Origin of the sequence: Collinsella sp. AF16-8, assembly GCF_003462695.1 — a bacterium.
In the GTDB taxonomy this organism is placed as follows: Bacteria; Actinomycetota; Coriobacteriia; order Coriobacteriales; family Coriobacteriaceae; genus Collinsella.
The window spans coordinates 1-13962 of sequence record NZ_QRXX01000003.1; the positions used below are offsets into that span (position 1 = coordinate 1).

General features: G+C 59.2%; 11 protein-coding genes. 10 read left to right on the forward strand and 1 reads right to left on the reverse strand.

Going from position 1 to position 13962, the window contains the following annotated elements; all coding sequences use genetic code 11:
- Positions 1-426: 426 nt before the first annotated feature.
- From DWW73_RS03575 to DWW73_RS03595, 5 genes are all read left to right on the forward strand, one after another.
- Positions 427-2322 (forward strand): BglG family transcription antiterminator, encoded by a 1896-nt coding sequence (locus DWW73_RS03575; protein ID WP_117778779.1) that lies wholly within the window; start codon positions 427-429, stop codon positions 2320-2322.
- 119 nt (positions 2323-2441) lie between these two features.
- Positions 2442-2768 (forward strand): PTS lactose/cellobiose transporter subunit IIA, encoded by a 327-nt coding sequence (locus tag DWW73_RS03580; RefSeq protein WP_117648559.1) that lies wholly within the window; start codon positions 2442-2444, stop codon positions 2766-2768.
- A gap of 46 nt (positions 2769-2814) precedes the next feature.
- Entirely contained in the window at positions 2815-3108 is a 294-nt protein-coding gene (locus DWW73_RS03585; protein ID WP_117778780.1) for a PTS sugar transporter subunit IIB, read from the forward strand.
- Between the two features lie 9 nt (positions 3109-3117).
- Positions 3118-4467 carry a PTS sugar transporter subunit IIC gene (locus tag DWW73_RS03590; protein ID WP_117778781.1) on the forward strand — a complete coding sequence of 450 codons (1350 nt, stop codon included), beginning with the start codon at positions 3118-3120 and terminating at the stop codon, positions 4465-4467.
- Between the two features lies 1 nt (position 4468).
- Entirely contained in the window at positions 4469-5923 is a 1455-nt protein-coding gene (locus DWW73_RS03595; RefSeq protein ID WP_255413118.1) for a family 1 glycosylhydrolase, read from the forward strand.
- Between the two features lie 467 nt (positions 5924-6390).
- Here DWW73_RS03595 and DWW73_RS10270 read toward each other — a convergent pair whose 3' ends face one another.
- On the reverse strand, positions 6391-7221 hold the full coding sequence (locus DWW73_RS10270; RefSeq protein ID WP_233509111.1) for a C39 family peptidase: 831 nt from the start codon (positions 7219-7221) through the stop codon (positions 6391-6393).
- A 565-nt stretch (positions 7222-7786) separates the two neighbouring features.
- Here DWW73_RS10270 and DWW73_RS03605 point away from each other — a divergent pair.
- From DWW73_RS03605 to DWW73_RS03625, 5 genes are all read left to right on the forward strand, one after another.
- Complete coding sequence (locus DWW73_RS03605; RefSeq protein ID WP_117646630.1) at positions 7787-9238, forward strand: APC family permease; 1452 nt, start codon at positions 7787-7789, stop codon at positions 9236-9238.
- A gap of 131 nt (positions 9239-9369) precedes the next feature.
- Positions 9370-10647 carry an amidohydrolase family protein gene (locus DWW73_RS03610; protein WP_117648122.1) on the forward strand — a complete coding sequence of 426 codons (1278 nt, stop codon included), beginning with the start codon at positions 9370-9372 and terminating at the stop codon, positions 10645-10647.
- A 117-nt stretch (positions 10648-10764) separates the two neighbouring features.
- Positions 10765-12150, forward strand: coding sequence for a histidine kinase (locus tag DWW73_RS03615; protein ID WP_233509112.1), 1386 nt, complete (start codon positions 10765-10767; stop codon positions 12148-12150).
- Positions 12151-12188: 38 nt separating this feature from the next.
- The gene (locus DWW73_RS03620) at positions 12189-12923 is read left to right on the forward strand and encodes a LytTR family DNA-binding domain-containing protein (RefSeq protein WP_117778783.1); all 735 of its coding nucleotides are present in this window, start codon (positions 12189-12191) and stop codon (positions 12921-12923) included.
- A 92-nt stretch (positions 12924-13015) separates the two neighbouring features.
- Positions 13016-13960 carry a zinc dependent phospholipase C family protein gene (locus DWW73_RS03625; protein WP_089573246.1) on the forward strand — a complete coding sequence of 315 codons (945 nt, stop codon included), beginning with the start codon at positions 13016-13018 and terminating at the stop codon, positions 13958-13960.
- Positions 13961-13962 lie beyond the last annotated feature (2 nt).

Sequence of the window (13962 nt, forward strand, 5' to 3'; positions counted from 1 at the left end):
AGCCTCTCTTCATGAGCCCCGCAGTCCGCTCCGACTGCGGGGCTTTTGCTGTTGAGGTGACTGTTCATGAGGAGTGCCGCGCGCCGCACCCAAATCACGAGAGTGGATAATCTCCCACTTTGAGCCTGCATACAGGCCAAAAGTGGGAGATTATCCACTCTCATTCCGGGTAGTCATTGGGGACGTTCTTAAGCGACTAGTCAAACAAGAACGTCCCCAACGACTACTCATTTAAGTCTGTCCCCAATGACTGCACAATGGCTGGGAAGGCGCATCCCACACCGACGCATTGCCTTCGGGCCCTTTCCCCAGGCTCTCCATAGCTCAGCTGGACTCCCCGCAACCTGTTCCGAGTTGGCGGAACGAGCGCGACGTGGAGTGTCATTCTTTACCGCGTTAGACTAGACGCAGGGAAAGGAGGAGGACATGGATGCTCGCGTCAAGCAGCTTGTAAATATGATCGAGGACGCTCAGCCTGTCGCTGTCGCGGTACTTGCCAAGCGTCTCGAGGTAAGCGAGCGCGCCGTGAGAAACTATATCCATCGCGCAAACGACAACCTTGCAGGGGTTGCACGCATCGTTGGCAGCAAGGGGCAGTATCGTATCGATGTTGCACGTGCAGATGAGCTTGCTCGCTTGCTAGACGGTGCGGCTCTGGCCCATCCGGGCATTCCTGATACGCGCGACGGCCGTGTGTCCTTCCTTCTTAACGACCTCCTCATGCGGTCCCAGTGGGTGACGATTGAGGAGTATGCGGATTTACTCTACGTTTCGGCGCGAACTCTGTCCAATGACATGCGTCTGGTAGAGCAGAAACTCGCCCAATTTGACTTAACGCTCGAAAAGCGCCCACGCTACGGAATCCGCGTTGCGGGCGGGGAGTCACAACGGCGCCTGTGCCTGGCCTCGCTGGTGAGGCCCGTGTTGCCCGACACCGACGATGCAAAGCTCGCCGAGCGCCTGCGGGCCATCGCCGCATGTGTGGACGATGCCCTGACGGCCTCGCCCGTCACGGTGAGCTCGCTGGCATCCCGCAATCTCATCATGCATCTTTACATTGCTCTTGGCCGCATCGAGCAGGGCTGCTATGTCCCAGCTGCAGAATCGGACGTTCAAAAACTGGAGGGAACGCGCGAATACGCCGCGGCTTTCCAGATTGCCGCAAACATCAAGGATGCCCTGGGCGCGAGCATGCCCCGAGAAGAGGTTGCCTTTATCGCAATCCATTTGCTCGGCAGGGGCACGGGCGTGCCCGAGAAGGGCTCTGCCGTTATCTCGGACGAGATGTGGGAGATTGCTTCCGAGATGGTACGTGCGGTCAACGATGAGTTTAGGTTTGACTTTAGCGGCGATCTTGAACTTCGCATGAACCTTGCTCGGCATATCGGCCCTCTGGGCTATCGCCTTGAATATCACATGCATATGGATAACCCCATGCTGCCCGATATCAAGACGAGGTTTCCGTTGGCCTATTCGATGGCAGCTGGCACCTCGCAGGTACTCGAGCGTCATTTTGGCAGCCAGCCCTCTGATGAAGAGCTCGGCTACATCGCCATGGCATTTGCCCTGGCCCTCGAGCAGCAAGCCGACCAGCCGCGTCGCAAGCGCATCCTGATCGTGTGCGCCTCGGGAGCGGGAAGCGCCCGTATGCTCGAGCACCAGTACCGCAAGCAGTTTGGCATGTATATCGATTCGATTGAGACATGCGATGTCGCCCGCGTGGGAACGTTCGATTTTTCGCACATCGACTACGTGTTCACAACGGTGCCGCTCAACGTCAAGTTGCCCGTGCCCGTCCGCGAGGCCGATTTCTTCTTGGAGACGAGCGATGTCAACGCTATCCGCAAGGTGCTGAGCGACGACACTGCGCAATCGGACTCCGTAGGCTCTTTCTTTAGCCGTGCCCTGTTCTTCAACCGCGTTGAGGCGCCGTCGAAGCAGGCCGTTCTCCGATATCTCTCCGAGCGCGCCGTCGAGAGCGGCCGTGTCGATGCCCAGTTTGCCCAAGAGGTCGCCGAGCGCGAGAGCGCGAGTGCCACCTCGTTTGGCAATGGGGTAGCCATGCCCCATGGGATGCATCCCTTGAGCGCCGAGGCCTTTGTTACCGTGGGCCTGCTCGAACATCCCATTCTTTGGGACGAATACGGCCATGAGGTCGATATCGTCTTTATGGTGTCGTTTGCCCGGTCGGGCGGCGATGAGGCGCGGATCTTGAGCTCACTGCTCGCCGAGATCTTTATGGACCGCCAGGGGGTCGAGCGCCTACGCGAGCGCCGGTCCTGGCATGAGCTGATGGCGCTTGTGCAAGCGCATACGGCTTAAGACTTCTTTTGTCGATAACCCTGTCTGTCTACCTGCAATAAACCTCGAGGATTGCGGGCGGGAGATAGGCGTTTCGAATATTCAAGTACAAACCAAACATCACGGGAGAGGAGACCGTTATGGACGATCAGGGAACCGAGATGGTTTCGTTTCAGCTGGTCGCTGCAGCGGGAGAGGCACGCAGCCTTGCCTTCGAAGCCCTTGAAAAGGCAAAAGCGGGGGATTTTGACGCCGCCGCCAAACTCATGAAGCAGTCAAAGGATGCGGGAATCAAGGCTCACCACATCCAAACGCAGCTGCTTTCGACTGAGGCAGCGGGCGAGCATCTGTCGGTGGATGTGTTGCTGGTCCATGCTCAGGACCACCTCATGTGCTCCATGCTTGCTCAGGAGCTCGTGCAGGAGCTGATCTGCCTGTATGAGTGCACTGCAACCAAGAACGCCTAGCGGCGTGCGGTGACTATCCAACCAATCAATGCGAAGGGAATCCCTTATGAAGATCCTTCTTGTTTGCGCAGCTGGTCTGTCTACAAGCATTCTGATGAAGAAACTCGAGAAATATGCGGAGCAAAACGGCATCGAGCTCGATATCGATGCGGTGGGTATCGGCGAGTATCAGGAGACGTGCGCCAATTATGACGTGCTGCTCTTGGGGCCGCAGGTGTCCTACCAGCTCAACACCGTCAAGCAGGGGAGCGGTAAGCCGACCTCGGTCATCCCCGCACAGGACTACGGCATGGGCAACGCCGCCAACGTGCTGGCACTCGCCCAGTCGCTGTTGGGTTAGGAGGCAACCATGGAGAAGTTCATGACCCTGCTTCAGGAAAAACTGACCCCTATCGCCAATTTCTGCGGCACCGAGCGCCACTTTGCCTCCATGCAAAAGGGCTTTATGAGCGCGATCAGCTTCATCTTGGTATCTGCCGTCTTTATGATCCTCGCCAACCCGCCGGTCACGGCCGACCTGGTGGCGCAGGGCGGGTTCTGGTCCGTCTTTGGCCCTTGGCTCGATTTTGCGACGGCCAATAAGCTCACGCTGCTCATCCCCTTCAATATGACGATGGGCATACTGTCGGTGATCGTGACGTTCGCAATCGCCTATAACCTGGCGGGCACCTACAAGATGCCCAAGCTTAACGCCGGCATGACCTCGCTGGTGATGTTCCTGATCGCCGCGGCGCCGTCGTCCTACTACCAGCTTGCTGATGAGTCCGTGCTCCAGGCGGTCCCCTGCACCTATCTGGGTGCGCAGGGCCTGTTTACCGCCATCATCGTTGCCCTGGTCTCCGTCGAGGTCACGCGCTTCTGCCAGACCAAGGGCATCACCATCAAGATGCCCGATGGCGTGCCGCCGTTTTTGTCCGAAACCTTTGGCGCCATCGTGCCTATGCTCGTCAACATCCTCATCTTCTTTGGTGGCAACCTGCTGATCCAGATGATCGATCCCACGCTGTTCATCCCCTCGGTTATCGAGAAGCTGCTCGCTGCCCCGCTTTCCGTCGCAGTTGACTCTGTGCCCGGCGCACTGCTTATCTGCTTCATGACGCTGCTGTTTTGGTGCTTTGGCGTCCACGGCAACATGATCGTGATGCCCATCACCGCCCCGGTCACGCTTGCCGCCTTTGCTGCCAACGCCTCGCTCTACGCTGCTGGGCAGCCGCTTGAGTTCCACCCGGTACTCATGTCGATGGTCATCAACCTCATCGGCGGCACGGGCAATACGTTCTCTTTTGTGGCGCTCTGCGCGTTTAAGGCAAAGTCGCAGCAGCTCAAGGCATTTGGCAAGGCATCGATCGTGCCGAGCTTCTTCCGTATCTCCGAGCCCGCGATCTTTGGCGCACCCATCATCTTCAACCCGATCCTCATGATTCCGTTTGTGCTGGGCGGTATGATTTCGGCCCTGCTGTATTGGGGTGCAATCTCACTGGGTCTTGTCTCTAACTTCTACATCTTGGTGAGCGGCACGTTCCCCATCTTCGTTCAGGGCTTTATCCAGTGCCTCGACCCGCGTATCTGGGTATTTACGATCGTTTTGATCGTGGTCATGGCTGTGGTCTGGTACCCGTTCTTTAAGGTGTACGACAACCAGCTCCTGGCACAGGAGCAGGAGAACGCCGCGGCAGCTTCTGCCAAGGATACTGAGTAGCATGGGTTACTTTGACAGAACGTCTGCTGCCGGTATGCCCGAGGGCTTTTTGTGGGGTGGTGCCCTCGCCGCCAACCAGGCCGAAGGGGGCTGGAACGAGGGCGGCCGCGGTATGTCGCACTCCGACCTGATTCCACAGGGTCCCGACCGCTGGGATGTGATGTTTGGCAGGCAAAAGCCCGTGGATGATCCGGACAGGCTGTATCCATGCCGTTGGGGCAACGACTTCTTCCATCATTGGCGCGAGGACGTCGAGCTCTTTGCCGAGATGGGCTTTAAGTGCCTGCGTCTTTCAATTTGTTGGAGCCGTATTTTTCCCACAGGGATGGAGGCCGAGCCCAACGGTGAGGGCTTGGAGTTTTACCGTCAGGTATTCGAGGCGCTGCGCGAGCATGGAATCGAGCCGCTTGTGACGCTGTCGCACTACGACTATCCGTTGGCTCTGGTCGAGCGCTATGGTGGCTGGCAAAGCCGAGAGATGATCGAGCGGTATGCGCACTACGTCGAGACCGTCGGACGCGCGTACCAGGGCCTCGTGCGTTATTGGCTTACGTTCAACGAGATCAACAGCGTGGCGCTGTCCTATCTCAACGCGGGTGTCACGCTCGAGGATGAGCGTGACCGTGCAGCCGTGACCGCGGCGTTCTCGCACCATATGTTTATGGCGAGCGCTCGCGCTGTCGAGATTCTGCACAAGATCGATCCCGCAAACAAGGTGGGTTGCATGGTCGCTGCCGGTGCGACCTATCCGTACCGTTGTGCGCCCGAGGACGTATGGCTTGCGTATGAGGAGGACCGCGGCCGCTACTTCTACACAGACGTGATGGCTGCGGGCGCCTATCCTGCTTGGAAGCTGCGTGCACTCGAGAAAGAGGGGGTTCACGTGCCCTTTGAGCTGGGCGATACGGAGTATCTGGCAGAGCATACGGTCGACTTCATCTCGTTCTCGTACTATTGCTCGCGCTTGGTGTGCGCCGATGATCAGGTGGTCGCCGAGAAGGCGGAGGGCAACGTGTTCCCGACGTTGCGCAATCCGTACCTCAGGGATAAAGAGACTGCCTGGAAGTGGCAGATCGATGCGCTGGGTTTGCGCGTGACGCTTGCCGGCTACCACGATCGTTACCATCTTCCGCTCTTTATCGCCGAGAACGGTGTGGGCGGACTCGATGCGCTGGAAGACGGCAAAGTCCACGATGCGTATCATATTGATTACCTGCGAAGGCATATTCTTGCGCTGCGCGATGCAATTGTCGAGGACGGTGTTGACCTGATGGGATACACGCCGTGGGGCTGTATCGATTTGGTGTCGGCCTCGACGGGGCAGATGAAGAAGCGCTATGGCTTTGTTTATGTCGATGCCGATGATACGGGCAAAGGCACGTTCGATCGCTACCGAAAGGACAGCTTCTGCTGGTATCAAAAGGTCATTGCATCAAATGGCGAGGACTTGAGTTAACCCTTGCAAGCCTGCTGCCCCCGTGGCCGTTTCGGCCGCGGGGGCTTTTGCTATTTACCTAGTCCCCGATGAGACCCTCATTCTGTGGGTAGTCATTGGGGACGTTCTTAAAAGACTAGTCATTTAAGTCTGTCCCCAATGACTGCGGAAACCCGGCACTTGGGGACGTTCCTTTTCTGCTGGCAGCTTGGAACAGTCCTTAAAGCCCGCATCAATCAACTGCGGAAAGCGCATCCCAGAATGAGCGTCCAACATGGGACATAGTTTCCCTTGAGGGCCTCAACCGGAAAATGCATCCCGGAATGTTGCCGGAAAGTGGAACGTAGTTTCCCAAACGGGCCGCTAACGGAAAGTGCATCCCGCTATTGAGCTCCAAAATGGGATGCGCTTTCCGTGTCGGCAGTTCCTGGCAGCCTGGGGCTACTCATTTAAGTCTGTCCCCAATGAGTGCAATGAGTGCCCAATGACTAGTAGTAGGCCCACATGGCTTCGACTTCGTTGAGGACCTCTACGACGCCCCAGCGGCGGGCGCTGCGGCTGGCCGAGTTGGGATCGAAGACTTCAATCTGGTCGGCGTCGTCAATACCGTAAAGTACAATGTAGTGGCCCACGTTGGTAAAGGTGCCCGGCCGAACGGCGGCGATGACGGGCGCTCCCGAACGCAGCACCTGAGTCATCGAGTCGCGATCGTTATGAAGCTCCGTTCCGTTAAGTCCCAACTGCCACGCACCGCTCGTCATAAACGACCATTCGGTTGCACCGGTGGGGGCGTAATTGCCTGCCTCGGAAAGCGCGCACATATCGACGGGAGTCATATCGGTGCGTCCCGTCTTAAAGATATAGACCATGGTGAGGCACGTAGGCCCGCAAGCATTTTGGCGGATGGTACCGCCGGCGTAAGGCAGCTCCGACCATGCAGGGTCGATCTGATAGATATGGGGCATCGTGCCGGCTTGCCATTGCGAGCGCGGGGTCGAAAAGGCGAAAGAATAACCGGGCGCGACGGGGGCCTTGAGCAGCTTGTCCTCGGCGGTGGGCTCGAGACCGGCCGAGCCGTGGGACATACAGGAGCTCATAAGCACAAAGACCAGACAGATGAGGATAGAGCACAGTGCGAGGCAAAGCCGACGAGCCGGCAGGGCGGGGGCATTCACGAACGATGTCGAGCGGTAGGGCTTGCCGTCGCGTCCGCCTTGGGGATGCGAAAAGAAGCGGTTGATATGGCTTCCGGGCTGACGTGCGCCGTTGCGGCGCAGTTGCGGAACCTCGGCTTGGCGCTGTCGAGTGCGCGCGCCCAAGCGGCTATCTTGCTGTGCGCTTGTGCCCGTGCTCGGACGGCCACTCTGCCGTGTTCTGTTTGTCTGCTGCCGAGACGAAGGCTTGGGTTGCTCTTGAGGGCGTTGCGGATTGCTGCTCGTGGCACTTCTGGGCGTCGGCGTGGTGCGGCCAGCAAGGCGAACGCTTTGTCGCCGTTGATCACCGTCGTTGTATCCGTATGCCATTCGTACCGCCTTGTCTCATGTATAACCTGTCTATCCTACAAAAAGGATGTGCAACAAATGGGTCCGAGCGTCAAAAGCTCGGTAAACGGTACGAAAGGCGCAAAACACACGGCCTCAAAAACATTTCTATATGCGTCCAATGAGCGTACGCCCGTCGGACGGGCGACAACAATGAGCGGCAAACCGTGCCGTTCGTCCCAAAAACGGCGCCACTCATATGCGAGTTCGGCCTTCGGTCGAGCCATGGGCGGCCATGCTGCGCCAAGGCCGTATTGTAAAGCCACGAAATAAAAGCGCGCGGCAAAACAGACCGCGCAAAGGGTGACGTCAAAGAGGCGTCAATAAGGAAAGGAGGGGAACAATGGCGGACAAGAACGCAGAAGTTGCAGTCGAAGGTAACGGTGGCATGAAGAAAACGCTTTCGCTCTGGAACTTCTTCACCATCGGTTTCGGTGCCATCATCGGAACTGGCTGGGTTCTGCAGGTCGGCGACTGGATGGTCGTGGGCGGCGGTCCCGTTCCCGCTATGATCGCATTCCTCTTGGGTGCAATCTTCCTCGTGCCCGTCGGAGCTGTTTTCGGTGAGCTCACGGCTGCTATCCCCATCTCGGGCGGCATCGTCGAGTATGTCGATCGTAGCTTTGGCCGTACGCTGAGCTACATCACCGGTTGGCTCCTGGCCCTGGGCAACGGCATCCTGTGCCCGTGGGAGGCCATCGCCATTTCGACCCTCGTGTCCGAGATGTTCGGCAGCCTGCCCGGTCTTGAGTGGCTGCGCGCCGTCAAGCTCTACACCATCTTGGGCGCCGACGTTTACTTGTTCCCGACGCTAATCGCGCTCGGCTTTGCAGTCTACGTCATCTTCCTCAACTTCCGCGGTGCCAGCTCGGCCGCCAAGCTCCAGGCCTTCCTGACCAAGGCTCTGCTCTGCGGCATGCTGCTCGCCATGGGTGTCTCGCTGTTCACCGGTTCGCCGGAACACGCCATGCCCGTGTTCTCCCAGGTCACCGGTGCTGGCGGCGGCAAGCCCGCTACCGAGGGCACCAGCCTGTTCGCCGGCATCGTGTCGGTCCTGGTTTTGACCCCGTTCTTCTACGCCGGCTTCGATACCATTCCTCAGCAGGCTGAGGAAGCAGCCGAGGGCCTCAACTGGAACAAGTTCGGCAAGATCATCTCCCTGGCCCTGCTGGCCGCCGGCGGCTTCTACATGGTCTGCATCTACTCGTTCGGCACCATCCTCGACTGGCATGAGTTTGTTAAGAGCCCGGTTCCCGCGCTTGCCTGCCTCAAGGGCATCAACATGCTCCTGTACCTGGCCATGCTCGTCATCGCCACGCTTGGACCCATGGGCCCGATGAACTCCTTCTACGGCGCCACGAGCCGCATCATGCTCGCCATGGGCCGCAAGGGCCAGCTGCCCGAGAAGTTCGCCGAGGTCGATCCCAAGTCCGGCGCTCCCAAGCTCGCCTGCGCCGTTCTGGGCGTCATCACCGTCATCGGTCCGTTCCTGGGCAAGAACATGCTCATCCCTCTGACCAACGTGTCGGCTCTCGCCTTCATCTTCTCCTGCGGCATGGTCGCCCTCGCTTGCCTGCGCATGCGCTTCACCGAGCCCGACCTGCCTCGTCCCTACGAGGTGCCCGGCGGCAAGTTTGGCATCAGCCTCGCTGTCGCTGCCTGCGCCGTCATCATTGGCCTGCTCGTGGTCCCGTTCTCTCCCGCCTCCCTCAACATGGTGGAGTGGAGCATCGTGATCGGCTGGCTGGCCGTTGGCCTGGCCCTCATGGCCTTCACCAATTCCCGCAAAAAATAACGCCTAGCCGGGGCGGATCGGGTGCGCGGACCCCTCTCTTCCGCGCACCGAACCCGGCACCACTTGGGTAGCTTTGTGAGGCCTTAACCCAACATGGCCTCGCCCACTATATGGATCCATAAGGAGGAACCATGTCTACTAAGTACGCAATCGTTGGCGGCAAGCTCATCGACGGTACCGGTGCCGAGCCGGTCGAGAACTCCCTCGTTCTCGTCGACGACAACGGCAAGATCGAGTATGCCGGTGCTATGCAGGACCTTCCCGAGGGCGTTGAGGTTATCGACGCCGCCGGCAAGACCGTCCTTCCCGGCCTGATCGACACCCACCTGCACTTCTCGGGCAACCTGACCGACGATGACACCGATTGGGTTATGCAGCCGCTCCTCGAGAAGCAGGCCGTCGCCGTCAAGCAGGCCTACGACTGCCTCACCCACGGCCTCACCACCGTCTGCGAGATCGGCCGCTTTGGTATCCAGATCCGTGACTGCATCGACAAGGGCGTCTTTAAGGGCCCGCGCGTTCTGGCCACCGGACTCGGCTTCTGCCGTGTTGCCGGTCACGGTGACTCCCACCACTGCAGCCAGGAGCTCAACAAGGAATCGCACCCCTGGGGCGATCAGGTCGACGGTCCTTGGGATCTGCGCAAGGCCGTCCGTCGTCGCCTGCGCGAGAACCCCGATGCCATCAAGATCTGGGCTACCGGTGGCGGCATCTGGCGCTGGGACTCCGGTCGCGACCAGCACTACTGCTCCGAGGAGATCCAGGCCGTGATCGAAGAGGCCAAGTTGGTCGGCATCCCCGTGTGGAGCCACTGCTACAACAACCACGCCGCTGCCTACGATTCCGTCCGCTTTGGCTGCGAGCAGCTGATTCACGGCTTCGATATCGATGAGCGCACCATGGACCTCATGGCCGAGCAGGGCACCTTCTTCACCCCGACGATCGCCTTCCTGCCCACCTGGTACGCCACCTATCCGCCCGTCTACGTCCCCGAGCTGCACGACAAGTACGAGGGCACCCTGGTCGAGAAGGAGCTGCAGCGCAACTACGACTGCCTGCGCGAGGCCAAGAAGCGCGGCGTCGTCATGACGATCGGCTCCGACTCCTTCTCCTTCGTCACCCCGTACGGCACCTGCTCCATCGAGGAGATGTACGAGTTTGTCGACAAGATCGGCTTCACCCCGGTCGAGACCATCACCTGCGCCACCCTCAACGGTGCCAAGATGTGCCACATCGAGGACGAGACCGGTTCCATCGAGGCCGGCAAGTGCGCCGACCTGCTGGTCGTCAACGGTGACGTCGCCGCCGACATCCACGTGCTCAACACCGACAACATGGACGTCATCATGAAGGACGGCTGGATCGTCGAGGCTGGCACCTTTGGCGAGGCCAACAAATACAGCGCCTAAGATACCGTTTGTCGATGGCTGGATGTAAAACACAGTTTTTGATTGCATAATGCAATGGAGAGGGTCGCTTGCGGCCCTCTTTATTGCTGTGGGTGCGGTAGATAAAAGGGGATGACGGTGGACTTAAACAGGCTGATTCTAGGCAAGAGCTACAACTCGACCAAGGTCTTTCGTACGGCCCAGCATGTGGTTCAGGCCATCCTGCTCGGTGTTGTCGTTCCGGCGCTTATCCTGCTGCTTATCTGGGATTTAACCGATAATCCCAATCCCGTTCCGGGCGTTGTCGTTATTGCCGGCCTGGTCATGCTGTGCTTCTTTTTCTCGTATGTCTTTGTGGTCCCCGACGACCTCACATCGAGCGCAACCGACCGTACGCTCGCCATCGCATCAAAAATATTCGCCTACACGTCGCGCGGCCTTACGCCCGAAGCTGCCCTGGGCGCCTCCAAAATCATTCTGTCCGAAACTATCGCCTCGGCCATCTGCTTCACCGACGGCAAGCAGGTGTTGGCAAGTTGGGGCGAGGATTCGACAAAGTGTCCCGCCGGCACCCCGGTCGTGCTCAAGACCACGCTCAGTGTGATTGAGACGGGCGAGCAGAGCGTGTTTTCGCGTGACACCTCCAATGAGACGGGTGGCTATTTTCCCCGCCTGCGCGCCGGTATTGTCGCACCGCTTACCGTGCGCGGGCATTGCGTGGGTACGCTCGAGCTGTACTATCCCCGCCTGAGCAGCATCGATATGCGCCAGACGGCGTTGGCCTCGGGCTTTGCCGATCTCATTTCCACGCAGCTCGCCAGCTTTGAGCTCGAGCGCCAGGACGAGCTTACGGCCCGCGTGGAGCTGCGCGCCCTGCAGTCGCAGGTCGACCCGCATTTTCTGTTCAATACCATCAGCACTATCGTGTCGCTCGTGCGAACCGAGCCCGACAAGGCGCGATCGCTGCTGATCGACTTTTCCAATTACTATCGTCAGACGCTTTCTGACTCCGATACGCTCACCACGCTCGAGCATGAGGTGGAACAGGGCACTCGTTATATCAATCTTATGCAGGCCCGGTATGGCGACGGCCGTCTGCGCGTTTCGGTCGACATCGACTTTGAGGTGCGCGACAGCATGGTGCCGCCGTTTATCTTACAGCCGCTGCTCGAAAACTGCATCAAGCATGCCCAGCGCGAGACCGAGCCGCTTTCTATTCGTGTTGGGGCTTTTGAGACCGATGACGGTCTGGAGATCATCGTCGAAGATGACGGCATCGGTATGAGCGAAGAAGTCTGCGCGCACCTGTTTGAGCAGCATCGCCGAGAGGAGCCCGAGAGCATTACCGCCGACGGCTCCATCAAGCGAGGCTGCGGCCTGGCGCTCTTCAACGTGCTTCAGCGCATCCATTTCTTTTACGGGGAAGATTCTGGCATGCGCGTGAAGTCCCAGGAGGGCGTGGGGACGCAGGTCATCGTCGAGCTGAACGGCGAGCCGCATGAGCCGGCGCCGATGAAGGTGTAGCACGCGGTTGGATTGAGAGAAAAAGAGGGGAAGCACATATGTCCGAAGGCTGGAACATCTTGGTGGTTGATGACGAACCTCCCATTAGGGCTGAGCTACGCTATCTGTTGGAAAAGGATACGCGTGTGGGCCAGATTGCCGAGGCGGGCAATGTCACCGAAGCCGTAGAGTCGATTCTGTCGAACAAGCCCGACGTGCTGTTTTTAGACATTACCATGCCCGGTCGCTCGGGAATTGAGCTTGCCGAGACGCTGCAGAACCTAAAGACGCCGCCGGTGGTTGTGTTTGTGACGGCGTTTGCCGAGTATGCGGCTGATGCCTATAACCTCGATGCCGTCGATTATGTCGTCAAGCCGGTCGAGGACGCACGCCTGTCAAAGGCACTCGACAAGATCAAGGCAGCCTTGGGTGTCCGTCGTGTTATCCACGCTCCGCGCCAGCCTTTGCGTCTGACGGTGGACCGCGGGGGCAAAAAGGTGTTCATTCCCGCCGCAGACGTCTGCTACTTTGAGGCGCGTGCCGATTTTTGCAATGCGGTCTGTGCCGAGGGGACATACCTGATCAATGAGTCGATTTCCTCGCTCGAACGTCGCTTGGGCTCCGAGGGCTTTATCCGCGTTCATCGCAGCTATCTGGTCAATTTGGAAGACGTGCACAATGTTGAGATTGGCTCCACGGGGTTGATGGAGCTCAGGCTCGACCGCGTGAGCTCGACGGTGCCGGTGTCCCGTCGTCGTGCCGCCGAGGTCAAGTCGCACCTGGGGCTTGCGTAAGAGGCTTGCGTGCCGTCGTTTACCATCGCAGGTTTGGTATGGGCGCGCGGTGGGCATAATGGGTGGCATCGAATGAAATCGAAAGGATCATTATGCCCGCGCTTATCACCCATCATCTGTTTGGCGAGGAAAGCATCGACCGTCTTCCGCAGGGCGTCATCACGTCCGATGAAGAGCGCATTGCCTTTATCTTGGGCAACCAAGGCCCCGACCCGTTTTTCTTTCACATTCTGACACCGCGTGTTTCCGACTGCACGCTGCTGGCTCAGGTCATGCACCGCTCGCGCATGTCGCGCCAGTTCTCGTGCCTGCGCGATGGCGTGTCGCACCTGCAGCCGCGCGATGCCAATCTGGGTCGCGCGTTTGCGCTGGGCCTGCTGTCGCACTATGTGCTCGACCGCAATGCCCATCCCTTTGTCTACGAGCAGCAGTTTGGCATTGTTGAGTCCGACCCCGAGCTCGAGGCTTCGGGCAGTCAAGTTCACGCCGTGCTCGAAAGCGACCTGGACGTGCTGATGCTGCAGCTTAAACGTGACGGGGCCACGGTCGAGGATTATCCGCCGGCGGGCGAGATCGTCACGACCGACCGCATCAATCGCGTTGCCGGCGTGCTGATGAGCTACGTCGCCGGGCGCGTGTACGGTATCGACATCCCGGCGGGGGAGTACGCCGGCGCCGTAGCCGACATGCAGCTGCTCTACCGTACTATCGAGCCGGCCGGTTCGGCCAAGACGCGCGCGATTGCCCTGCTCGAGGGCTTGGTGCACGATTATTCGCTGCTCGACGGCCTTGCGCACCGCGTGACGACCGAGCTGCCCGAGCGTACCGGCAACCTGGGCCACTTGGCATGGAAGAACCCCTTTACTGATGAAGTCTCGACCGAGAGTTTCCCCGAGGTCTTTGACCGCGCGCTGGTCGATTACGAGTGCACGGTCGCCCGCTTTATCGAGACCGGCGATATGGAAGCCGTGACCAACCACGTCAATTACAGCGGCCGCGTGCTCGGCGCCGACGAGGAGTTCGACCGCGAGGAATAGGG